The organism is Paralimibaculum aggregatum (assembly GCF_030270585.1).
In the GTDB taxonomy this organism is placed as follows: Bacteria; Pseudomonadota; Alphaproteobacteria; order Rhodobacterales; family Rhodobacteraceae; genus Thermohalobaculum; species Thermohalobaculum aggregatum.
Genome location: NZ_BSYI01000030.1, coordinates 31,466 through 52,772 on the forward strand (window position 1 = coordinate 31,466; position 21,307 = coordinate 52,772).

The following is a 21,307-nucleotide window of genomic DNA, read 5'->3' on the forward strand; positions in this document are numbered from 1 at the left end:
GCGGCCGGGGAACAGCCCGCATGCCGCGTCTGGTTTCGGTTTGGATGGGGTATCGGTCCGGTCTGCCATCGGGTCGGTCTCCGCGCCGGCTCAGCGGATCGGCCGGTGCACGGTGACCAGCTTGGTGCCGTCCGGGAAGGTCGCCTCCACCTGCACCTCGGCGATCATCTCGGGCACGCCCTCCATGCACTGCGCGCGGGTCACGACATGGGCGCCGGCCTCCATCAGGTCGGCCACGCTGCGCCCGTCGCGCGCGCCCTCGACGACGAAATCGGTGATCAGCGCGATCGCCTCCGGGTGGTTCAGCGGCACGCCGCGCTCGAGCCGGCTGCGCGCCACCATGGCGGCCAGCGACACGAGCAGCTTCTCGCGCTCGCGGGGGGTGAACTGCATCTCTCAGAGCCTCCAGAGCTTGGGCAGGGGTGCGGGCCGCAGCGCCGCGATCATCGGCATCAGCGCCTGGCGGAGGGCATGGCCGTCGGCCGCCACCAGCCGCGCCGCCAGCACGCCGGGGCGCACCAGCGAGACGCCGCCGGTGGCCTCGGGCCCCGCCGGCAGCAATGCGCGCAGCGGCGCCAGATGGCATTCGGCATCCGCCGCGCACCAGACCAGCCCGGCCGCCGCCCGGGCGCCCGCGGCGGCCGCCGGGCCGGCCAGCGCCGCCATCGCATCGCCCTCGAGCCGCAGCGCCTCGGCATGGACCAGCCGGCCCTCGCGGCGGATCTGCCAGCGGTCGGAGAAGCCGATCCGGCTCAGCCGCTCGCCCATCGCGACACGGCCGAAGACCAGCGGCTCGACCGCGAGGAGCGAGGCCCCCGCGCCGAGATCCACCACCAGCCGCCGCGCCAGCGAGGAGCCGTCGAACAGGATGGTCTCCTGCGGCAGCCAGTCGATCCGCGCGCCGGGGCCGGCCGCGAGCGCGACCTCGAGCCGCCCGGTCTCGCCCGGCTGCGCGCGATAGGCCCGCTCGGCGGCCTGGGTGGTGAGCGAGAGCCAGGCGCCGGGCCCGGCCTCGGCGGTCACGGCGAAGCGGTCGCCGCCGGTGATCCCGCCCGCGGTGTTCAGCAGCACCGCCTCGAGCGGCGCGCCCGGCGGCGGCGGCGTGCCGGGAAAGAAGCCCTTGGCCGAGCCCTCGTGGCGCAGCCGCGCGAGCCGCGTGGCGCCGCCCTCGGCAGCCACGCCGAGACGCACCGCGCCGATCGCGCGCGGCTGCGCCGCAGCGCCGGCAGCCGCGCCCCTGGGCATCTCGGCAGCCTCGGCTGCTGCAGGAATGGGCCGGTGAAGCGTCATGGCGAAATATGCAGCACGCGGCCGCCGGCTTGGCAAGCGGGCAACCGACTCTCGGGGAAAAATTGCAAATCCTGCCCATTATGGAGTCAGAAGCCGCACCATATCGCACTTGCGATAGGCACATCTCGTTAATTGCTCATTTTTTAACTTTTTTCCTTGCGAATCTTCGGCGCTGCGGAATCAATGATCTCGCCAGCCGACCGGTGAGCGGTGCGGACGTGACGTGCTCGAACCGGCGGCGCTGGCGTGTGATGGCGGGGCGATGGCCAGATCGCACCTGCCGCACACTGGGTGCAACGAATTGTTGCGGGGCGGAGCCAGGAAGCTCCCCGTGCGTTCGGCAAGCCGAGGGGCGAAGGCCAGGCGCGCACCCCCGTGCGGAGGACGAGATGAAGTCAGTGAACACCACGATCCGGGGCCTTGCGCTGGCCGCCACGCTCGCGGCCGGCCTCGGTGCCGGCGCCAAGGCCGAGGAGACCATCAAGGTCGGCATCCTGCATTCGCTCTCGGGCACGATGGCGATCTCGGAGACCACGCTGAAGGACGTCATGCTGATGCTGATCGAGCAGCAGAACGCCAAGGGCGGGCTGCTCGGCAAGAAGCTCGAGGCGGTGGTGGTCGATCCGGCCTCCGACTGGCCGCTGTTCGCCGAGAAGGCGCGCGAGCTGATCGAGGTCAACGGCGTCTCGGCGGTGTTCGGCTGCTGGACCTCGGTGTCGCGCAAATCCGTGCTGCCGGTCTTCGAGGAGCTGAACTCGCTGCTGTTCTACCCCGTGCAGTACGAGGGCGAGGAGAGCCAGCGCAACGTGTTCTACACCGGCGCCGCGCCGAACCAGCAGGCGATCCCGGCGGTCGACTACCTGATGCAGGAGGAAGGCGTGGAGCGCTGGGTGCTGGCCGGCACCGACTATGTCTACCCGCGCACCACCAACAAGATCCTCGAGGCCTATCTGAAGTCCCACGGCGTCGCCGCGGAGGACATCATGGTCAACTACACGCCGTTCGGCCACTCGGACTGGCAGACCATCGTCGCCGACATCAAGGCCTTCGGCTCGGCCGGCAAGAAGACCGCGGTGGTCTCGACCATCAACGGCGATGCCAACGTGCCGTTCTACAAGGAGCTCGGCAACCAGGGCATCGAGGCGCAGGACATCCCCGTGGTCGCCTTCTCGGTGGGCGAGGAGGAGCTTGCCGGCCTCGACACCGCGCCACTGGTCGGCCATCTCGCGGCCTGGAACTACTTCATGTCGGCCGAGGCCGAGGCCAATGACGCGTTCATCGAGGCCTGGCACGCCTATATCGGCGACGAGACCCGCGTGACCAACGACCCGATGGAGGCCCACTACATCGGCTTCCAGATGTGGGTCGAGGCGGTCGAGAAGGCCGGCACCACCGATCCCGACGCGGTGATCGACGCCATCGTCGGCGTCACCGTGCCGAACCTCACCGGCGGCTATTCGGCGATGATGCCGAACCACCACATCACCAAGCCGGTGCTGGTGGGCGAGATCCAGGACGACGGCCAGTTCGAGACCGTCTGGGAGACCTCGGGCCTCGTCGTCGGCGATGCCTGGTCCGACTACCTGCCGGACAGCAAGGACCTGATCTCCGACTGGCGCGCGCCGATGTCCTGCGGGAACTTCAACACCGCGACGGGCACCTGCAGCAGCGCCGCCAACTGATCCGATCACCTGAGCCCGGCGGGGGCCCACGGGCCCCCGCCACCCCCGCCCGACGCCGAGATCCCCCCGCACGAGGCCCTGACCCATGCTGCTCCGTTTCCTGCTGGCCGCCGCGACCATTGCCGTCTTCATCGCCGCAGGCAGCCTGCTGCCGGCCCGCGCCGCGAGCCTCGAGACGCTGCTCGCCGAGCTGCCCGAGGGCGGCTATGACGAGCGCGCCGCGGTGGTGACCGCCATCGCCGGGACCGGCGACGACCGCGCCGTGGCGCTGCTCGAGGCGCTGGCCGAGGGGGATCTGCGCCAGATGAAGGATGGCGGGCAGATCGTCCGCGTGGTCCGCGAGGGCCGGACCCACACCGCCTTCGACCCGCTGACCGGCGCCGAGATCGGCGAGATCTCGTCCCGCGCCGCGAGCAAGATCAGGGTCAACAACAAGCTGCGCCGGGCGATCGCCGCGGCGCTCGGCCAGCTGACGCTGGCGAGCCCCGACCGGGCGCGCCGGCTCGCCGCCGCCGCCTCGGTGCTGAAGACCGGCGACCCGGAGCAGATCGAGGCGCTCGACGCGGCGCTGGAGACCGAGACCGACCCGGAGGTGCGCACCGCCTTCATGGATGCCCGCGCCGCCGCGGTGCTGAACGCCGCGCGGCCCACGGCGGAGAAGGTCGCCGCGATCGCGCAGCTCGCCGGGCGCAACGACCCGCAGGTGCTGTCGATCATCACCGCCGCCACCACCAGCGACGAGCCGGCGGTGGCCGCCGCCGCCGCCGATGCGCTCGACCGCATCGAGCAGGCCCGCGCGGCCTGGGGCGCGGTGCAGAACGTCTGGTACGGGCTCTCGCTCGGCTCGGTGCTGATGCTCGCCGCCATCGGGCTGGCGATCTCGTTCGGGGTGATGGGGGTCATCAACATGGCCCATGGCGAGCTGGTGATGCTGGGCGCCTACACCACCTTCGCGGTGCAGGAGCTGATCCGCAGCTTCGCGCCGGGGCTGTTCGAGGTCTCGCTGCTGATCGCGGCGCCGCTCGCCTTCCTGGTGGCCGGCGCGGTCGGGGTCGGCATCGAGCGCGGGGTCTGCCGCTATCTCCACGGCCGCCCGCTCGAGACGCTGCTCGCGACCTGGGGCATCAGCCTGATCCTGCAGCAGACCGTGCGCTCGATCTTCGGGCCGACGAACCAGCAGGTCGGCAACCCGGACTGGATGTCCGGCGCCTTCGAGATCGGCCAGCTGACGATCACCTGGAACCGGCTCTGGATCCTGCTCTTCGCGCTGGCGGTCTTCGCGCTGCTGCTGCTGATCCTCAAGCGCACGCCGGCCGGCCTGCAGATGCGCGCGGTGACGCAGAACCGCCGCATGGCCGAGGCCATGGGCATCCGCTCGGGCTGGGTCGACGCGCTGACCTTCGGCCTCGGGGCCGGCATCGCCGGGCTCGCCGGCGTCGCGCTCAGCCAGATCGACAACGTCTCGCCGAACCTCGGCCAGTCCTACATCGTCGACAGCTTCATGGTGGTGGTGTTCGGCGGCGTCGGCAATCTCTGGGGCGCCTTCGCCGGGGCCTTCACCCTCGGCATCGTCAACAAGTTCCTCGAGCCCTATGCCGGTGCGGTGCTCGCCAAGGTGCTGGTGCTGGTCTTCATCATCCTGTTCATCCAGCGCCGGCCACGGGGGCTCTTTGCCCTCAAGGGCCGGGCCGTGGAGAGCTGAGCCGATGCCGATGCCCCTCGCCAGGCCCCTGCCGACCACCCTGCCCCCCTGCACGGAGCCCGCCCGATGAAAGCCGATCCGCTTCTCGACCTGAAGAGCAAGCTCTTCCTCGCCCTGCTGGTGGCGGCCGCGATCGTGGTGCCGATGGCCAACCTCGTCGCCGCGCCGGGTTCGGACTTCTACCTGCCGAGCTTCGCGGTGGCGCTGTTCGGGAAATACCTCACCTATGCGCTGCTCGCGCTCTCGGTCGACCTGATCTGGGGCTATTGCGGCATCCTCTCGCTCGGCCACGGCGCCTTCTTCGCGCTCGGCGGCTATGCCATGGGGATGCACCTGATGCGCGAGATCGGGCCGCGCGGGGTCTATGGCGACCCGGTGCTGCCGGATTTCATGGTGTTCCTCGACTGGAAGGAGCTGCCCTGGTTCTGGTGGGGCTTCGACCAGTTCTGGTTCGCCTGCCTGATGGTGCTGCTGGTGCCGGGGGGGCTGGCCTTCGTGTTCGGCTGGCTGGCCTTCCGCAGCCGTGTCACCGGGGTCTATCTCTCGATCATCACCCAGGCGATGACCTATGCGCTGATGCTCGCCTTCTTCCGCAACGACATGGGCTTCGGCGGCAACAACGGGCTGACCGACTTCCGCGACGTGCTCGGCTTCGACCTGCGCTCCGACGCGACCCGGGCCGGGCTCTTCGTGGCCTCCGCGGCGGCGCTCGGGCTCGGCTATCTGCTGGCCCGGCGGGTCACCACCTCGCGCGCCGGCAAGGTGCTGGTCTCGGTGCGCGACGCCGAGGCGCGGGCGCGCTTCCTCGGCTACCGGGTCGAGGGCTACAAGCTGATGGTCTTCACCCTCTCGGCGATGATGGCGGGCGTCGCCGGCGCGCTCTACGTGCCGCAGGTCGGCATCATCAACCCCGGCGAGTTCTCCCCGGCCAACTCGATCGAGATCGTCATCTGGGTCGCGGTCGGCGGGCGCGGGCTGCTGCTCGGCGCGGTGCTGGGCGCGATCCTGGTCAACGGCGCCAAGACGCTGCTCACCGGCTGGGTGCCGGAGATCTGGATCTTCGTGCTCGGCCTGATCTTCGTGCTGGTGACGCTGTTCCTGCCGAAGGGCGTGCTCGGGGCCTTCGGCACGTTGTCCTGGCGCAGCGGCGGCGCGCGGCGCGGCGCCAGCGCCCAGCCGGCGGAGTGAGACCATGGAATTCGCACGCGGCTCGATGCTCTATCTCGACGACGTCTCGGTCTCCTTCGACGGCTTCAAGGCGATCAACGGCCTGTCGCTGATGCTCGCCCCCGGCGAGATGCGCGCGGTGATCGGCCCGAACGGCGCCGGCAAGACCACGATGATGGACATCATCACCGGCAAGACCCGGCCCGATCATGGCGACGTGATCTTCGACCAGTCGATCGATCTCACCCGGCACGACGAGACCGACATCGCCCGCATGGGCATCGGCCGCAAGTTCCAGAAGCCGACGGTGTTCGAGACCCATACGGTTGCCGACAACCTGCTGCTCTCGCTCGCCGGCAAGCGCGGCGTCTTCGAGACGCTGCTGGCGCAGATCACCGGCGCCGAGGCCCGCCGCATCGAGGAGATCCTCGAGACCATCCGGCTGGAGGAGCGGCGCGACGACCTCGCCGCCGACCTCTCGCACGGCCAGAAGCAGTGGCTCGAGATCGGCATGCTGCTGGCGCAGGACCCCAAGGTGCTGCTGGTCGACGAGCCCGCCGCCGGCATGACCGATGCCGAGACCATGGCCACCGCCGATCTCCTGAAGCGCATCGCCGGCGAGCACACGGTGATGGTGGTGGAGCACGACATGGAGTTCGTCCGCGCCCTCGGGGTGAAGGTGACGGTGCTCAACGAGGGATCGGTGCTGGCCGAGGGCTCGCTCGACCATGTGAGCGCCGATCCGCATGTGATCGAAAGCTATCTGGGGCGCTGAGCGATGCTGGACGTGACCGAACTCGACCTCCACTACGGCGCGGCGCAGGCGCTGCGCGCGGTCTCGCTCTCGGCGCGGCCGGGGCGGATCACCTGCGTGCTCGGGCGCAACGGCGTGGGCAAGACCTCGCTGATGCGCGCGATCATGGGCCAGGCGCGGATCTCGGGCGGCAGCATCCGCTGGGAGGGCGACGAGATCGGCCGGCTCAGCCCCTCCGACCGGGCCCGCCGCGGCATCGCCATCGTGCCCCAGGGGCGCGAGATCTTCCCGCTGCTGACGGTGGAGGAGAACCTCGAGACCGGCTTTGCCGGGCTGCCGCGCGAGCAGCGCTTCGTGCCGGACGAGATCTACGAGCTGTTTCCGGTGCTGAAGAAGATGCTGCGCCGGCGCGGCGGCGATCTCTCCGGCGGGCAGCAGCAGCAGCTCGCCATCGGCCGGGCGCTGGTGACGCGCCCGAAGCTCCTGATCCTCGACGAGCCGACGGAGGGCATCCAGCCCTCGATCATCAAGGATATCGGGGCGGCCATCTCGCTGCTGCGCTCGCGCGGCGACATGGCGATCGTTCTGGTCGAGCAGTATTTCGACTTCGCCTGGGAGCTCGCCGACGACGTGGTGGTGCTCGACCGGGGCGAGGCAATCCTGGCGAGCCCGCGGGACCGGCTCGACCGGGAGGAGGCGGCAGCGCGGGTCTCGCTTTGACAGGGAGAGCGAGGCACGCGCGCCGGGCCGAGGGGTGCGGGCGGAACCGTGGGGATGGTGCCGCCTGCAGGGGCCCCCTCGGCCCCAGGGCCGGATCGCCGGGGGTCGGTCACCCGGCGATCCGGTCCCTCAAGGCAAGGATGCGCCCGGCGATCTCGGCGCCGTATTCCTCGAGCGCGAAATGGCCGGTGTCGAGCAGGTGGAACTCGAGGTCATCGAGGTCCTGCCGGTAGGGATGCGCGCCGGCCTCGGGGAAGATCGGGTCGTTCCTGCCCCACATCAGCAGCGCCGGCGGCTGGTGCGCGCGGAAGGCGGCCTGCCATTCGGGATAGCGCCCCGGATTGCTGCCATAGTCGCGGAACAGCGCCAGCTGGATCTCCCGGTTGCCCGGCCGGTCGAGGAGGTACTGCGCGTGGAACCAGTTGTCCGGGCTGACCCGGTCGGGGTGCTGCATGCCGGCGGTATACTGCCATTTCGTGCCCTCGATGCCGAGGAAGCCGGCGAGCGGCGCCGCGGTCTCGGGGCCCGGATCGGCCCAGTGCGCGCGGAACGGGTCCCAGAACGCCTGCAGGCCCTCGTCATAGGCATTGCCGTTCTGGATCACCAGCGCCGAGACCCGCGCCGGATCGGCGGCGAACATGCGAAAGCCCACCGGCGCGCCATAATCCATCACATAGACCGCGTAGCGCCCCACCCCCTTCGCGTCGAGCAGCGCCGTCATCAGCCGGGCGAAGGTGTCGAAGCTGTAGTCGAACGCCGCCGCCGGCGGCATGTCGGAGGCGCCGAAGCCCGGATAGTCCGGCGCGATCACGTGCCAGCGCGCGGCGATGGCGGGGATCAGGTCGCGGAACATGTGGCTCGAGGTCGGGAAGCCGTGCAGCAGCAGGAGCACCGGGTCCGCCGGGTCGCCGGCCTCGCGATAGGCGATCCTGACGCCCTCGACGGTCTCGGAGCGGTATTTCACCAGGGTCGCGACCTCTCCGGCGCGGAGGTCCTCGGCGGCGGCCTCCGGCGCCGCGGCGGGCGCGAGCGCGAGGGCGAGCGCCAGAGCCGGGGCGCCGGCGAGGCGGGACAGGATGGCGGGCAGGCGGGTCATCGGGGTCTCCTTTCGGGGGCAGGTCCTGAAGGGCAGCAAGGGCACACCGCTCCCGCAGCCGCCCGCGCGGGGCGGGCGGCGGGGCACGGCGCATCCGGAGCCGGAGGCGGAACCGGGGCCGGGGCCGGGGACGGGGGCTCAGCCGGCGCCGGGCTCCAGCACCGCGAGGCGCTCCCTGAGCCAGGCGTTCTCCGCCTCGAGCCGGGTGAATTCCCGGCGCACCGGGGCGAGATGCGCCTCGAGCTCGGCGATGGTCAGGCGCTGCGGGATATGCGCCGGGCAGTTCCAGTCGAGCCCGGCGATCTCGATCAGCACCGCCCGCTCGGGCCGGCCGGGATAGCCCTCGACCGCGAGGCGGGCGACCAGTTCGGGGTCGTCGGCGAGGTCGACGCTGCGCGCCCGGCCCATCACCTTGAGCCGGCGGCGGTTGGGATAGTCCATCAGGATCAGCGAGATCCGCCCGTCGCCGCCGAGATTGCCGATGCTCACATACTGCCGGTTGCCGCGCAGGTCGGCATAGCCGATGGTCCGGTCGTCGAGCACCCTGAGAAAGCCCGGCGGGCCGCCGCGGAACTGCACATAGGGCCAGCCGGTCTCGGAGACGGTGGCCTGGTAGAAGCCGTCGCGGGCGGCGATGAAGGCCGCCTCCTCCGGGCCGAGCCGGTCGGCGGGCTCGGCCTCCGGCGCGAGGAAGCGGTCATAGACGCGGGCCGACCCGGCGAGGGCCTGCGCGGCGCGGACGGCCGGGGTGAAGGCGATCTCTGCAAAGGCGCGGGCCATCGCGGCCTCCTGTGCTCTGTTGCTGGGCGGGCGCGGGTTTCCGCGCCGGTGCGGCGAAGATGGAGGACTCCATGCGCAGGATTAATCCGTGTAACATGCACTTGATTGTTTCATTTGGTGAAATGGTATGGACCGGTTTTCCGAGTTGCAGGCTTTCGTCGCGGTCGCCGAGGCAGGGGGCTTCAACGCCGCCGCGCGCCGGCTGAACCGCTCGGCGCCGACGGTGACGCGCCTGGTCGCCGGGCTCGAGGCGCGGATCGGCACGCGGCTGTTCTCGCGCACCACGCGGCAGGTGGCGCTGACCGAGGCCGGCGAGCGGCTGTTCCGCGACGCCCGCGGGGTGCTCGAGGACCTCGCCCGGGCCGAGGCCGCGGCGGCCGGCGCGCATGCGGCGCCGCAGGGGCTGCTCTCGGTCACCGCGCCGGTGATCTTCGGCCGGCGCTATGTCGCGCCGCTGCTGCGCAGCTTCACCGACCGGCACCCGCAGGTGAGCGCCCGGGCGGTCTTCGTCGACCGCATCGTGAACCTGATCGAGGAGGGGCTCGACGTCGCGGTCCGGGTGGGGGAGCTGGCCGAATCGAGCCTCACCGCGGCGCGGGTCGGCGCGGTGCGGCGCGTGGTGGTGGCCTCGCCGGCCTATGTCGCGGCGCATGGCCGGCCGGCGGCGCCCGAGGAGCTCGCCGCCCACCGCATCGCCGCGGCCAGCCCCGGCACCGGCGACGAGCCCTGGAGCTTCGTCGCCGGCCCGCGGCGCCGGAGCGTGGCGGTCGGCCCGGCGCTGATGGCCAACAGCCTCGACGTGGCGATCGATGCGGCGCTGGATGGCTGGGCGATCACCCGGGTGCTGTCCTACCAGGTCGCGGATGCGCTGGCCGATGGCCGGCTGGTCGAGCTGCTGCCCGGCTTCGAGGACCGCCGCCTGCCGGTGCATCTGGTGCATGCCGAGGGACCGCTGCGCGCCGCCAAGATCCGCGCCTTCGTCGACCATGCCGCCCGCGCGCTGCGCGCCGAGGCAGCCGGCTGGGCCGCCTGAGCCGCGCCCGCCTGCCGGAACGCCTGCCGGCATGGCCGCTCCGCCGGAGCCTCACGCGAGCCCTGCCCGAGAGGCCCCACCCCGTTGCCGGAGACGGGGCATGGCAGCGGCGCGTCGGACGGCCCCGGCAACACCTCGCCCGCCGCCGACGACGGCCATGCCCCGGACGCCCGGGCGATCCGGACGAATGCCGGGAATGCTGCGGCGCGCCCGATCGCGGGGGGCCCAGCGCGACCATGCGTCCACCGGCGCCCGCCGCGCGGGAGCGGCCGCCGGGGCGGTTCAGGCGAACAGGTCGGCGGCCAGCGCGCCGCGGCGCCCGATCACCCGGGCGGCGAGATCCGCCGCGCGCATCGCCGCCGTCTCGAGATCGGCGCCGGTGAGCAGTGCCGCCAGCAGCCCGGCATCGAAGCTGTCGCCGGCCGCGGTGCTGTCCACCACCGCTGCCACCGCGGGCGGGCTGACCTCCGCCGCCCCGGTCTCGGCCGACCAGAGCGTGACCGGCGCCTGCCCGTTCTTCACCGCGACGGTCCCCGCCCCGAGATCGCGGTAGCGCGCCACCGTCTCCCGCGGCGCGGCATCGCCGAACAGCCCCTGCTCCTCGTCGAAGGAGGGCAGCACGATGTCGGCCACGCCGGCGCCGAGGGCGAGCCCCGCCTTCATCGCCGCCTCGTCCTCCCAGAGCCGCGGCCGCAGATTGGTGTCGAAGGCGACCCGCGCCCCCGCCGCCCGCGCCCGGCCGAGCGCCGCGGCCAGCGCCGCGCGCCCCTCCGGCGGCAGCACCGCCAGGGTGATCCCGGTGAAGAACAGCAGATCTCGCCCGGCCAGCACCCGGTCGAGCCAGTCCGGGTCCTCGGCGAGCCGGCGCGCCGCCGACTGCCCGCGCCAGTAGGCGAAGCTGCGCTCGCCGCGGTCGAGCGAGATCATGTAGAGCCCCACCGTGCAGCCGGGCAGGCGGCGGACCGCGGCGGTATCGACCCCCTCGCCCTCGATGAAGCCGAGCATGGCGGCGGAGACCGCATCGTCGCCCACCGCGGTGGCATAGCCCACCTGCCAGTTCGCCGGCAGCAGGCGCCGGGCATACCAGGCGGTGTTGAAGCTGTCCCCCGCATAGCCCATGCGGAACAGCCCGCCCTCCGCCGGCGCCATCTCCACCATGCACTCGCCGATGCTGAGCAGGCTGCCCCCCGCGCGCCCCGTGCCCCCCGTACCCCCCGCGCTCAGCATGGCACGAAATCCAGCTGCACCTTCATCGCGCGGCTGCGGTCGAGCGCGGTCTCGAAGGCGGCGCCATGCTCGGCGAGCGGGAAGCTGTGGGTCAGCAGCGGGCCGACATCGATCCGCCGCGCCTGCATCAGGGCGACCGCGGTGGCAAACTCGGGATGGAAGCGGAACGAGCCGCGGAGCTCGATCTCCTTGGCGGTGAGCTGCATCATCGGCACCGGGAGATCCCCCGAGAGGCCGAGCTGCACCGCCACGCCGCGCGGGCGCAGCGCCGCGATGCCGAGGGCCAGCGCCGGCGCCGCGCCGGAGCATTCGAGCAGCACGTCGAAGCTGCCCTTGCCCGCGCAGTCGTCGGCCAGCGCCTCCGGGTCGCTCGCGGTGTCGTGCACCCGTGCGGCGCCCGCCGCGGCGGCGAAGGAGAGCACCCCGGCGGCGATGTCGGTGGCGACGATCTCGCCGGCGCCGGCGGCGCGCGCCGCCATGATCGCCAGCACCCCGATCGGGCCGCAGCCGGTCACCAGCACGCGCCGGCCGAGCATCGGCCCGGCCCGGTTCACCGCATGCAGCCCCACCGCCAGCGGCTCGGCCATGGCGGCCTCGGCGGCGGTCAGCCCCTCGGCGCGCACGCATTGCGCGGCCTCGGCCACCAGCACCTCTCGGAAGGCGCCCTGTATGTGCGGCATCGGCATGGCGGAGCCGTAGAACCGCATCTCGAGGCAGTGATTCGGCAGTCCCGCGAGACACTGGCGACAGGCGCCGCAGGGCCGCGAGGGCGAGACCGCGACGAGATCGCCCTCGGCGAAGCCCGTCACCCCCGCGCCCAGCGCCTCGACATGGCCGGCGACCTCGTGGCCGAGGATCATCGGCTCGCGCAGGCGCACCGGGCCGAAGCCGCCATGGGCATAGTAGTGCAGGTCGGAGCCGCAGATCCCGCCGCGCGCCATGCGGATGCGCAGCTGCCCCGGCCCCGGCGGCTCTGCCGTGCAGTCGGCCAGGCGCAGATCCCTGGCCCCGTGGACATAGAGTGCCTTCATGTTCCCTCCCGCCGGCCCGGTCGGCTTTCTGTCCGAGGGCTCTTGCATGCTTCGGTAAATGGTATACCATTTTGTGCGGCCGGCACAACGCAGCCTTTGCGGAGAACGACCGGCCTCGCCCGGACGCTCACGGCACCCGGGCGGCAAGCATATCTGGGGAGGCACATGCAGCTGTTCGATCTCGGGGGGCGGACCGCCCTCGTCACCGGCTCGTCCACGGGCATCGGCTTCAGCCTCGCGCGCGGACTGGCGGCGCATGGCGCGCGGCTGGTGCTGAACGGGCGCAACCGCGAGAAGCTGGCCGCCGCCGCCGAGGCGCTGCGCGGCGAGGGCGCCGAGGTGCGGGAGCTGCCCTTCGACGTGACCGACGGCGCCGCCGCCGCCGCCGCCATCGACGGCCACGAGGCGGCGCAGGGGCCGATCGACATCCTCGTCAACAATGCCGGGATGACCCATCGCTCGCCGCTCGAGGATTTCCCGCCCGAGCAGTTCGACCGGATCATGGCGACCAATGTCGCCTCGATCTTCCATGTCAGCCGCGCGGTGGCGCGCCACATGATCCCCCGCGGCCGCGGCAAGATGATCAACATAGCCAGCGTGCAGTCCGCGCTGTCGCGCCCCGGCATCGCGCCCTATTGCGCCTCGAAGGGGGCGGTGGCCAATTTCACCAAGGGCATGGCGACCGACTGGGCGCCGAAGGGGCTCAACTGCAACGCCATCGCGCCGGGCTATTTCGAGACCGAGCTGACCGCGCCGCTGGTCGCCGATGCCGAATTCTCCGGCTGGCTCCGCAAGCGCACCCCGGCCGGGCGCTGGGGCAAGGTGGAGGACCTGACCGGCGCCTGCGTCTTCCTCGCCTCGCCGGCCTCGGATTTCGTCAACGGCCATGTCCTCTACGTGGATGGAGGGATCACCGCATGTCTCTGAGCGAAGAGCAGAAGCGCTTCTATGCCGAGAACGGCTATCTCCTGGTGGAGAACGCCGTCAGCCCGGAGCAGCTGGCGCGGCTGCGCGAGATCACGGCGGGGCTGATCGAGCGCTCGCGCGGCGTGACCGAGAGCGACGAGGTCTATGATCTCGACGCCGGCCACGGGCCGGACAGCCCCCGCCTGACCCGGATCAAGCTGCCGCACCGGCGCGACCCCTATTTCTGGGAGGTGCTGCGCAACTCGCGCATGACCGAGGTGCTCGGCGACCTGCTCGGCCCGGACACCGCGCTGCTCACCTCCAAGCTCAACACCAAGGCGCCCGGCGGCGGCGCGGCGGTGGAATGGCACCAGGACTGGGCCTTCTACCCCCACACCAACGACGACCTGCTGGCCTTCGGCCTGATGCTCGAGGATGTCGACGCGGCCAACGGCCCGCTGATGGTGATCCCCGGCACGCATCGCGGCCCGGTGCTGAGCCATCGCCAGAACGGCGTCTTCTGCGGCGCCATCGACCCGGACGACCCGCTGTTCGAGCGCGACCGCGCGGTGACGCTGACCGGCCCGGCCGGCGCGATGACCGTGCACCATGCGCGCCTCCTGCACGGCTCGGCGCCGAACCGCAGCGACCGGGCGCGCAGGATCCTGTTCTACGAGATCGCCAAAGGCGATGCCTGGCCGATCCTCGGCGCCAATTCCTATTTCCACGCGCTCGGCCAGCGCGGCTTCTGGGACGACCTGCAGGAGCGCATGATCACCGGCAGCCCCTGCCTCGCGCCGCGCCTCGAACCGGTGCCGGTGGAGATGCCGCTGCCGCCGGCGCCGGACATCTCCTCGATCTTCCGGACCCAGGCCTCGGCCGGGGCGAAGAGCGCCTTCGCCTGAGGGCGGGGGCCAGCAAGCACCTAACCGGAGGGCCGCGGCGCGCCCGCGGCCGGGACCACCGGCCAGGGAGGGCCAGCGATGAGCGACACACGGGCGAACCGGAAGTTCCGGTCACAGGAATGGTTCGACAACCCCAACAATCCGGGCATGACCGCGCTCTATCTCGAGCGCTACCAGAACCAGGCCTTCACCCGCGACGAGCTGCAGGGCGAGCGCCCGGTGATCGGCATCGCGCAGACCGGCTCCGACCTCGCGCCCTGCAACAAGATCCATGTCTTCCTGGTGGACCGGGTGAAGGCCGGCATCCGCGACGCCGGCGGGGTGCCGATGGAGTTTCCCGTCCACCCGATCCAGGAGACCGGCAAGCGGCCCACCGCGGCGCTCGACCGCAACCTCGCCTATCTCTCGCTGGTCGAGGTGCTGCACGGCTACCCGATCGACGGGGTGGTGCTGACCACCGGCTGCGACAAGACCACCCCGGCGATGCTGATGGGCGCCGCCACCGTCGACCTGCCGGCGATCGCGCTCAATGGCGGGCCGATGCTCGACGGCTGGTGGCGCGGCAAGCGGGCCGGCTCCGGCACCGTGGTCTGGGAGAGCCGGCGCCTGCTCGCCGAGGGGCAGATCGACTATGACGAGTTCATCAGCCGGGTCTGCGCCTCCGCCCCCTCGCTCGGGCATTGCAACACCATGGGCACGGCGAGCACGATGAACGCCATGGCCGAGGCGCTCGGCATGAGCCTCACCGGCAATTCGGCGATCCCGGCGCCGTTCCGCGAGCGCATGGAGATGGCCTATGCCACCGGCCGGCGCATCGTCGAGATGGTGCACGAGGACCTGAAGCCCTCCGACATCCTGACCCGCGACGCCTTCGAGAACGCCATCGTCACCAACTCCGCCATCGGCGGCTCGACCAACGCCCCGCCGCATCTGCAGGCGGTGGCGCGCCATGCCGGCGTCGCGCTCGATGTGAAGGACTGGGAGACGGTCGGCTTCGAGGTGCCGCTCATCGTCAACATGCAGCCCGCGGGCAGCTATCTCGGCGAGAGCTTCTTCCGCGCCGGCGGCGTGCCCGCGGTGATGGGCGAGCTGATGAAGGCCGGGCGCATCCGGCCGGGCGCGATGACCGCCACCGGCCGCACCATGGGCGAGAACCTCGAGGGCCGCGAGAGCCTCGACCGCGAGGTGATCACCACCTGCGCCGCGCCGCTGCGCGAGAAGGCGGGCTTCCTCGTGCTCTCGGGCAACCTCTTCGACAGCGCGCTGATGAAGACCAGCGTGATCTCGGAGGATTTCCAGCGCCGCTTCCTCTCCGAGCCGGGGGCCGAGGGGGTGCTGGAGGCCCGCGCCGTGGTCTTCGAGGGGCCGGAGGACTATCACGACCGGATCAACGACCCCGCCCTCGGGATCGACGCGCGCACCATCCTCTTCATCCGCGGCGTCGGCTGCGTCGGCTATCCCGGCTCGGCCGAGGTGGTCAACATGCAGCCGCCCGACGCGGTGATCCGTGCCGGCATCAATCACCTGCCGACGGTGGGCGACGGGCGTCAGTCCGGCACCTCGGAAAGCCCCTCGATCCTCAACGCCTCGCCGGAGGCGGTGGTCGGCGGCGGCCTCGCCTATCTGCAGACCGGCGACCGGGTGCGGCTCGACCTCGGCGCGCGGCGGCTCGATGCGCTGGTGGACGAGGCCGAGTGGCAGGCCCGCAAGCAGGCCTGGCAGGCGCCGGAGATCACCCACCAGACGCCCTGGCAGGAGATCTACCGCACCCATGTCGGCCAGCTCGCCGATGGCGGCTGCCTCGAGCTCGCCACCGCCTATCACCGGGTCGCCAGGGACCTGCCGCGCGACAATCACTAGCGAAGGGGGCGCGCCCCCCTCACCGCCCGGCCCGCGCGAGCCGCGCCCGGTAGCGCTCGCGCTGCCAGATGTAGATCCCGGCGGCGATGATGATCAGCCCGCCGCCGAGGGTCCAGATCGTCGGCCAGGTGTCGAACACCACGACCCCGGCCACCGCCGCCAGCAGGATCTGGATGTAGACCACCGGCGCCAGGATCGAGGCATCGGCGAAGCGCAGCGCCGAGGTCGCCGCGATGTGGCCGACCGCGCCGAACACGCCGATCAGCAGCAGCACCGCATAGCCGGTGCCGGTCTCCGGCCAGATCCAGAGCGGCAGCGCCACCGGGGCGAGGCAGAGCGCCGCCAGCCCCGAGGACCAGAGCTGGCTGGTGGCGTTCGACTCCACCCCCGCCAGCATCCGCGTCATCACGATGTAGAGCGAGGCCGCGGTCAGCGCCCCCAGCGAGTAGAACATCGCCGGGTCGAAGGCCACGCCCCAGGGCTGCATCACCACCAGCACGCCGATGAAGCCGACGCAGACCGCAGCGATCCGGTGGATGCCCACCCGCTCGCCGAGGATCGGGATCGCCAGCAGCGTCACCACGATGGGCCCGGCGAACATGATCGTCGTGGTCACCGTGATCGGCAGGTATTTCAGCGCGGTGAAGTTGAGCGCCGTGCTGCCGAACAGGAACAGCGAGCGCAGGAACTGCTTCACCGGGCTGTTCGAGCGGAACGCGCCGATGCCCTCCTGCGGCAGGTAGGTCACCAGCGCCACGACGAAATGCCCGGCATAGCGCACGAAGACCACCTGCATCGCCGGCAGCCCCGCGAGGATGAGCCATTTCGCCGAAGTGTCGATCAGCGTGAAGAAGAACACCGCCGTCGCCATCACCGAGACGCCGAGGGCGATGCGGTCCTCCCGCGGGGCGACGCTGCGCGCGAGCGCCATCAGCCGACGGTCCAGCCGCCGTCGATCACATGCGCCTGGCCGGTGGTGAAGGCGCTCTCGTCGGAGGCGAGATAGACCGCCAGCGCCGCGATCTCCTGCGGCGTGCCGATGCGGCCCATGGGCTGGCGCGCCACGAAGGCCTTGTGCGCCGCCTCGTAGTCGCCGGTGGCGCGCAGCCGGTCATGCAGCGAGGGGCTGTCGACCGTGCCGGGGCAGATGCAGTTGCAGCGCACCCCGGTGGTCACATGGTCGAGCGCCACCGATTTCGTCATGCCGATCACCGCCGCCTTGCTCATGCCGTAGATGAAGCGGTTCGGCGCGGCGATGATCGAGCCGACGGCCGAGGAGATGTTGATGATCGAGCCCGAGCCGCGGGCCACCATCGCCGGCAGCGCCGCCTGCATGGCGTGGAACTGCGAGCGCATGTTGAGGCTGACCGCGAAGTCGAAATCCTCGTCGCTGGCATCCGCGATGGTGCCGTGATGCACGAAGCCCGCGCAGTTGGCGAGGATGTCCGGCGCCGCCGCCCTGATGGCGCCCTGCAGCGCCGCCTTGTCGGTGGCATCGAGCGCGAAGCTCTCTGCCGCGGCGAGCCCCTCGAGCAGCCCGGCGTTGAGATCGGTGGCCACCACCGCCGCGCCCTCGGCCGCGAAGGCCTCGGCGATCGCCCGCCCGATCCCCTGCCCCGCCGCTGTGACGAATGCCGTCTTGCCTGCAAGTCTCATGCTCTCAATCCTTCAGCCGTTGCGAGAGGTAATCCACCATCTCGGGCACCATCTTGTCGCCGAAGCCGCCGTCGCGCGCCTCCGACAGCAGCGCATCCGCCGCCCCTGACATCCGCGAGCGCGCGCCGAGCCCCTCGGCCATGCTGCGGTAATAGCCGACATCCTTGGCCGCGTTGGCAACGGAAAAGGCCAGATCGACCTTGCCCTCGGCGGCGTAGTTCCTGATGAAGTCCATCATGCCGGAGCGCAAGGGGCCCGCCGACATCACGCCATAGAGCGTGTCGCGCTCGATCCCCGCCGCATCGGCCATGGCAAAGGCCTCCGCCATCGCCATCGCGGTGGTCATGCCGAAGAAGTTGTTGATCAGCTTCACCGAATGGCCGGCGCCGCTGTCGCCGAGATGGAACACGTTCTCGCCCAGCACGTCGAGCACCGGCTTGGCGCGCTCGTAGGCCGCGCTGTCGCCGGCGCACATGATGTTGAGCAGCCCGTCCACCGCATGGGCCGGGGTGCGGCCGAGCGGGGCATCGAGATAGGCCGCGCCCTTCGCCGCCATCTCGGCGGCGATCTTCTGCGTCGAGCCCGGCAGCGAGGTGCCGAAATCGATCACGATCTGCCCCGGCCGCAGGCCGGCGAGCACGCCGTCGTCGCCATAGACCCGGGCCTCGACATGCGCCGAGGTGCCCATGCAGAGCATCACCATGTCGCAGCGCTCGGCGATCTCGCGGGCGCTCCCGGCCTCCGAACCGCCGCGGGCCAGCGCCGCCTCGATGCCGGCGCGGTTGCGGTTGCCGAGCACCGTCACCGCAAAGCCGTTCTTCTGCAGGCACTCGACCATGGCGGAACCCATGAGGCCGAGACCGATGAATCCGATCGTCGGTTTGTCCATCGTCCTTCTCCATTGTTGGCGGCCGTCCCCGCGGGGTGCGGGGCGGCCGTTGCGGGCGGTCGCCGAGCCGGGCCGGAAGACCCGACCCGCCTACATCACCGCGCCGATCTGCCAGGGCACGAACTCGTAATCGCCGAGCCCCTGCGCCTCGGATTTCGTCTCGGTCCCGCTCGCCACCGCGAGCAGCGTCTCGTAGATCTCGCGGCCGACCGCCTCGACCGTGGCGCCGCCGGTGAGGATGCGCCCGGCATCGATGTCCATGTCCTCGGGCATCCGGGCGAAAAGCTCGGCATTGGTGGCGATCTTCAGCGAGGGTGCGGGCTTCGCGCCGAAGGCCGAGCCGCGCCCGGTGGTGAAGGCCACGAGGTTGCAGCCGCTGGCGATCTGCCCGGTGACCGAGGCCGGGTCGTAGCCCGGGCTGTCCATGAAGACGAAGCCCCGCGCGGTCACCGGCTCGGCATAGCGATAGACCCCCATCAGCGGCGTGGTGCCGCCCTTGGCGGCGGCGCCGAGGCTCTTCTCGAGGATCGTGGTCAGCCCGCCCTTCTTGTTGCCGGGGGAGGGGTTGTTGTCCATCGAGCCGTGGTTGCGGGCGGTATAGTCCTCCCACCAGCGCACCCGCTCGATCAGCTTCTCGCCGATCTCCCGGGTCGCGGCGCGGGCGGTGAGCAGGTGCTCGGCGCCGTAGATCTCCGGCGTCTCGGCCAGCACCCCGGTGCCGCCCTGCGCCACCAGCAGGTCGCAGGCATGCCCCAGCGCCGGGTTGGCGGTGACGCCGGACCAGGCATCCGAGCCGCCGCATTGCAGCGCCACCATCAGCTCCGAGGCCGGGCAGGGCTCGCGCCGCGCCGCGTCGACGATCGGCAGCATCGCCTCGATCCTGGCGATGCCGAGTTCCACGGTGCGCCGCAGCCCGCCGACATCCTGGATGTTCATGCGCTGGAACAGCGGGCCCGGGGTCAGCCCCATCGCCTCCACCAGCCAGTCGATCTGGTTCATCTCGCAGCCGAGCCCGGCCATCAGCACGCCGCCCACATTGGGGTTGCGGGCATAGCCCCACATCACCCGCTGCAGCGCCTCGAAGCCCTCGCTGCCGGCGCCGGCCATGCCGCAGCCGGTGCCGTGCACGAAGGCGGCGACGCCATCGACATTGGGGAAGGCCGCCAGCCGCTCCGGCGTGAAATGCCCGGCGATCATCCGCGCCGCGGTCGCCGAGCAGTTCACCGAGGTGAGCACCGCGATGTAGTTGCGCGTGCCGCAGCGGCCATTGGCCCGGCGATAGCCCATGAACGTGTCGGCCTCGGCCGCCGGGGTCGCCGGGCGCAGATTGGTGGCGAACTCGTAGGCCGTCTCGACATTGCGGAATTCGAGATTGTGGTCGTGGACATGCGCGCCCTGCGGAATGTCCGCCGCGGCATAGCCGATCAGCTGGGCGTATTTCCGCACCGGGGCGCCGGCGGGGATCGGCTCGGCGGCCATCTTGTGGCCGCGCGGGATCAGCTGGGCGGCGCCCTCCTCGCCGACCGCGAGGGGCGAGATCGCGGTCACCACGTTGTCGGCCTCGGCAAGCCGGACGGTCCTGGGGGCGGGTGTCGGTGCAGTCATCGGGGTGGTCCTCGGGCTGGCGCGCGGGGCGCAGGCGGGCGGGTATGCTCAGGCGCAGACGGGGCTGTCCGCCTGCCAGCGGTGGATCGGGACATGCGGCCGGCCGGCCAGCCTCTCGCGGGCCTCGAGCCAGAGCGCGCGCCAGTCCCGCCAGTCGGTCAGCACACGCCCGGGCGCGGCCCGGGAGCGCGCGACGAAATCGGGAAAATGCGCGCGGCCGGTCGGCTGTCCGGTCACGTTGTAGCGCAGGTCGAAGGACCAGCGGAAGCGCCGCGAGCGGTTCGGCAGCGAGGCATGCGGCGTCAGCGGGTGGAACAGCACCGCGCCGCCGGCCGGCACCGGCAGCGGCCGGGCAAGGCTCTCGTCGAGGAAGCCCGGCGCGATCGCGGTCTGGCGCTGCGGGCAGTGCGGATACATCGCCGGCCTGCCCGGCACGGCCTGCAGGCAGCCGTTCTCGACGGTGGCATCGGTGATCGCGAGCCAGACCGTGACCATCCGCGTCGCGTCGCCCTCGGCATGGGCCACCGCGCGATCCTGATGCCAGTCGGTGCCGCCGACATGGGCGCGGATCTCGCCCGGATGCAGCGCCGCCGCGGGGGGCTTGATGCGGACATGCTGGATCGGGTTCGAGGTGATCTCCGGCCCGATCAGGCATTCCACCGCGTCGAGCACGCGCGGGCAGGTCACCATCTCGAAGACCGCCGGGCCGAAATGGAAGGGCGTGTCGGGGGTGATCGCATCGCCCGGCAGCGAGATGTCCATCGGCTGGAACCAGTCGCAGCCGGCGGCATAGCTCGCGGCGAGCTTCTGCCAGAAATCGAGGCCCTGCCCCGGCGGCACGCGGCCCTCCGCCTCCCAGCCGGCATGGAGCCGGTCGAGCAGCGCGGCATATTCCGCCCGGATGCGCCCGAGCAGCCCGCCCGGCAGCAGGTCGGGCACGACGATCACGCCGTCGCGCTCGAAGCTCTCGATCTGCTCCCGGGTCAGCATGGGCGGGGTCTCCG

20 protein-coding genes are annotated in these 21,307 nt (G+C 71.6%); 9 read left to right on the forward strand and 11 right to left on the reverse strand.

Going from position 1 to position 21,307, the window contains the following annotated elements; all coding sequences use genetic code 11:
* Positions 1-90 precede the first annotated feature (90 nt).
* Positions 91-393, reverse strand: coding sequence for an urease subunit gamma (locus tag QSJ97_RS16735; RefSeq protein ID WP_285673120.1), 303 nt, complete (start codon positions 391-393; stop codon positions 91-93).
* Positions 394-396: 3 nt separating this feature from the next.
* Complete coding sequence (locus QSJ97_RS16740) at positions 397-1,245, reverse strand: urease accessory protein UreD (RefSeq protein ID WP_285673121.1); 849 nt, start codon at positions 1,243-1,245, stop codon at positions 397-399.
* A 434-nt stretch (positions 1,246-1,679) separates the two neighbouring features.
* Here QSJ97_RS16740 and urtA point away from each other — a divergent pair, with 434 nt between their 5' ends.
* From urtA to urtE, 5 genes are all read left to right on the forward strand, one after another.
* On the forward strand, positions 1,680-2,972 hold the full coding sequence (gene urtA, locus QSJ97_RS16745; protein WP_285673123.1) for an urea ABC transporter substrate-binding protein: 1,293 nt from the start codon (positions 1,680-1,682) through the stop codon (positions 2,970-2,972).
* An 85-nt stretch (positions 2,973-3,057) separates the two neighbouring features.
* Positions 3,058-4,674, forward strand: coding sequence for an urea ABC transporter permease subunit UrtB (urtB, locus tag QSJ97_RS16750; RefSeq protein ID WP_285673124.1), 1,617 nt, complete (start codon positions 3,058-3,060; stop codon positions 4,672-4,674).
* 66 nt (positions 4,675-4,740) lie between these two features.
* Complete coding sequence (gene urtC, locus QSJ97_RS16755; protein WP_285673126.1) at positions 4,741-5,862, forward strand: urea ABC transporter permease subunit UrtC; 1,122 nt, start codon at positions 4,741-4,743, stop codon at positions 5,860-5,862.
* A gap of 4 nt (positions 5,863-5,866) precedes the next feature.
* On the forward strand, positions 5,867-6,616 hold the full coding sequence (gene urtD / locus QSJ97_RS16760) for an urea ABC transporter ATP-binding protein UrtD (protein WP_285673127.1): 750 nt from the start codon (positions 5,867-5,869) through the stop codon (positions 6,614-6,616).
* Between the two features lie 3 nt (positions 6,617-6,619).
* Complete coding sequence (gene urtE / locus QSJ97_RS16765) at positions 6,620-7,315, forward strand: urea ABC transporter ATP-binding subunit UrtE (RefSeq protein WP_285673128.1); 696 nt, start codon at positions 6,620-6,622, stop codon at positions 7,313-7,315.
* A 109-nt stretch (positions 7,316-7,424) separates the two neighbouring features.
* Here the strand turns inward: urtE and QSJ97_RS16770 are convergent, their stop codons facing one another.
* Positions 7,425-8,411 (reverse strand): alpha/beta fold hydrolase, encoded by a 987-nt coding sequence (locus QSJ97_RS16770; protein ID WP_285673129.1) that lies wholly within the window; start codon positions 8,409-8,411, stop codon positions 7,425-7,427.
* 138 nt (positions 8,412-8,549) lie between these two features.
* A complete protein-coding gene (locus QSJ97_RS16775; protein ID WP_285673130.1) occupies positions 8,550-9,191 on the reverse strand; it encodes a pyridoxamine 5'-phosphate oxidase family protein in 642 nt (213 codons plus the stop codon).
* A 127-nt stretch (positions 9,192-9,318) separates the two neighbouring features.
* On the opposite strand from QSJ97_RS16775, the gene QSJ97_RS16780 reads away from it, so the two are divergent.
* Positions 9,319-10,224 carry a LysR family transcriptional regulator gene (locus QSJ97_RS16780; protein WP_285673131.1) on the forward strand — a complete coding sequence of 302 codons (906 nt, stop codon included), beginning with the start codon at positions 9,319-9,321 and terminating at the stop codon, positions 10,222-10,224.
* A gap of 282 nt (positions 10,225-10,506) precedes the next feature.
* On the opposite strand, the gene QSJ97_RS16785 is transcribed toward QSJ97_RS16780, so the two are convergent.
* Together QSJ97_RS16785 and QSJ97_RS16790 are read right to left on the reverse strand one after the other, a co-directional pair.
* Positions 10,507-11,451, reverse strand: a complete 945-nt coding sequence (locus QSJ97_RS16785; protein WP_285673132.1) for a sugar kinase — start codon at positions 11,449-11,451, stop codon at positions 10,507-10,509.
* Positions 11,445-12,482: an L-idonate 5-dehydrogenase gene (locus QSJ97_RS16790; RefSeq protein WP_285673133.1), complete on the reverse strand. Its 1,038-nt coding sequence runs from the start codon at positions 12,480-12,482 to the stop codon at positions 11,445-11,447. The genes QSJ97_RS16785 and QSJ97_RS16790 overlap by 7 nt, the downstream gene beginning before the upstream one ends.
* 165 nt (positions 12,483-12,647) lie before the next feature.
* Here QSJ97_RS16790 and QSJ97_RS16795 point away from each other — a divergent pair, with 165 nt between their 5' ends.
* The 3 genes from QSJ97_RS16795 to QSJ97_RS16805 all read left to right on the forward strand — a co-directional run bounded on the left by QSJ97_RS16795 (position 12,648) and on the right by QSJ97_RS16805 (position 16,153).
* Complete coding sequence (locus tag QSJ97_RS16795) at positions 12,648-13,409, forward strand: SDR family oxidoreductase (RefSeq protein ID WP_285673134.1); 762 nt, start codon at positions 12,648-12,650, stop codon at positions 13,407-13,409.
* A complete protein-coding gene (locus tag QSJ97_RS16800; RefSeq protein ID WP_285673135.1) occupies positions 13,400-14,293 on the forward strand; it encodes a phytanoyl-CoA dioxygenase family protein in 894 nt (297 codons plus the stop codon). Before QSJ97_RS16795 ends, QSJ97_RS16800 begins: the two co-directional genes overlap by 10 nt.
* A gap of 78 nt (positions 14,294-14,371) precedes the next feature.
* Positions 14,372-16,153, forward strand: coding sequence for an IlvD/Edd family dehydratase (locus tag QSJ97_RS16805; protein WP_285673136.1), 1,782 nt, complete (start codon positions 14,372-14,374; stop codon positions 16,151-16,153).
* Positions 16,154-16,172: 19 nt separating this feature from the next.
* On the opposite strand, the gene QSJ97_RS16810 is transcribed toward QSJ97_RS16805, so the two are convergent.
* The 5 genes from QSJ97_RS16810 to QSJ97_RS16830 form a co-directional block, all read right to left on the reverse strand.
* Positions 16,173-17,084, reverse strand: coding sequence for a DMT family transporter (locus tag QSJ97_RS16810; protein ID WP_285673137.1), 912 nt, complete (start codon positions 17,082-17,084; stop codon positions 16,173-16,175).
* On the reverse strand, positions 17,084-17,809 hold the full coding sequence (locus QSJ97_RS16815; RefSeq protein ID WP_285673138.1) for an SDR family oxidoreductase: 726 nt from the start codon (positions 17,807-17,809) through the stop codon (positions 17,084-17,086). Before QSJ97_RS16815 ends, QSJ97_RS16810 begins: the two co-directional genes overlap by 1 nt.
* Positions 17,810-17,813: 4 nt before the next feature.
* Positions 17,814-18,698, reverse strand: a complete 885-nt coding sequence (locus QSJ97_RS16820) for an NAD(P)-dependent oxidoreductase (protein ID WP_285673139.1) — start codon at positions 18,696-18,698, stop codon at positions 17,814-17,816.
* A gap of 90 nt (positions 18,699-18,788) precedes the next feature.
* Positions 18,789-20,303 (reverse strand): UxaA family hydrolase, encoded by a 1,515-nt coding sequence (locus tag QSJ97_RS16825; RefSeq protein WP_285673140.1) that lies wholly within the window; start codon positions 20,301-20,303, stop codon positions 18,789-18,791.
* Between the two features lie 48 nt (positions 20,304-20,351).
* The gene (locus QSJ97_RS16830; protein WP_285673141.1) at positions 20,352-21,293 is read right to left on the reverse strand and encodes a phytanoyl-CoA dioxygenase family protein; all 942 of its coding nucleotides are present in this window, start codon (positions 21,291-21,293) and stop codon (positions 20,352-20,354) included.
* Positions 21,294-21,307 lie beyond the last annotated feature (14 nt).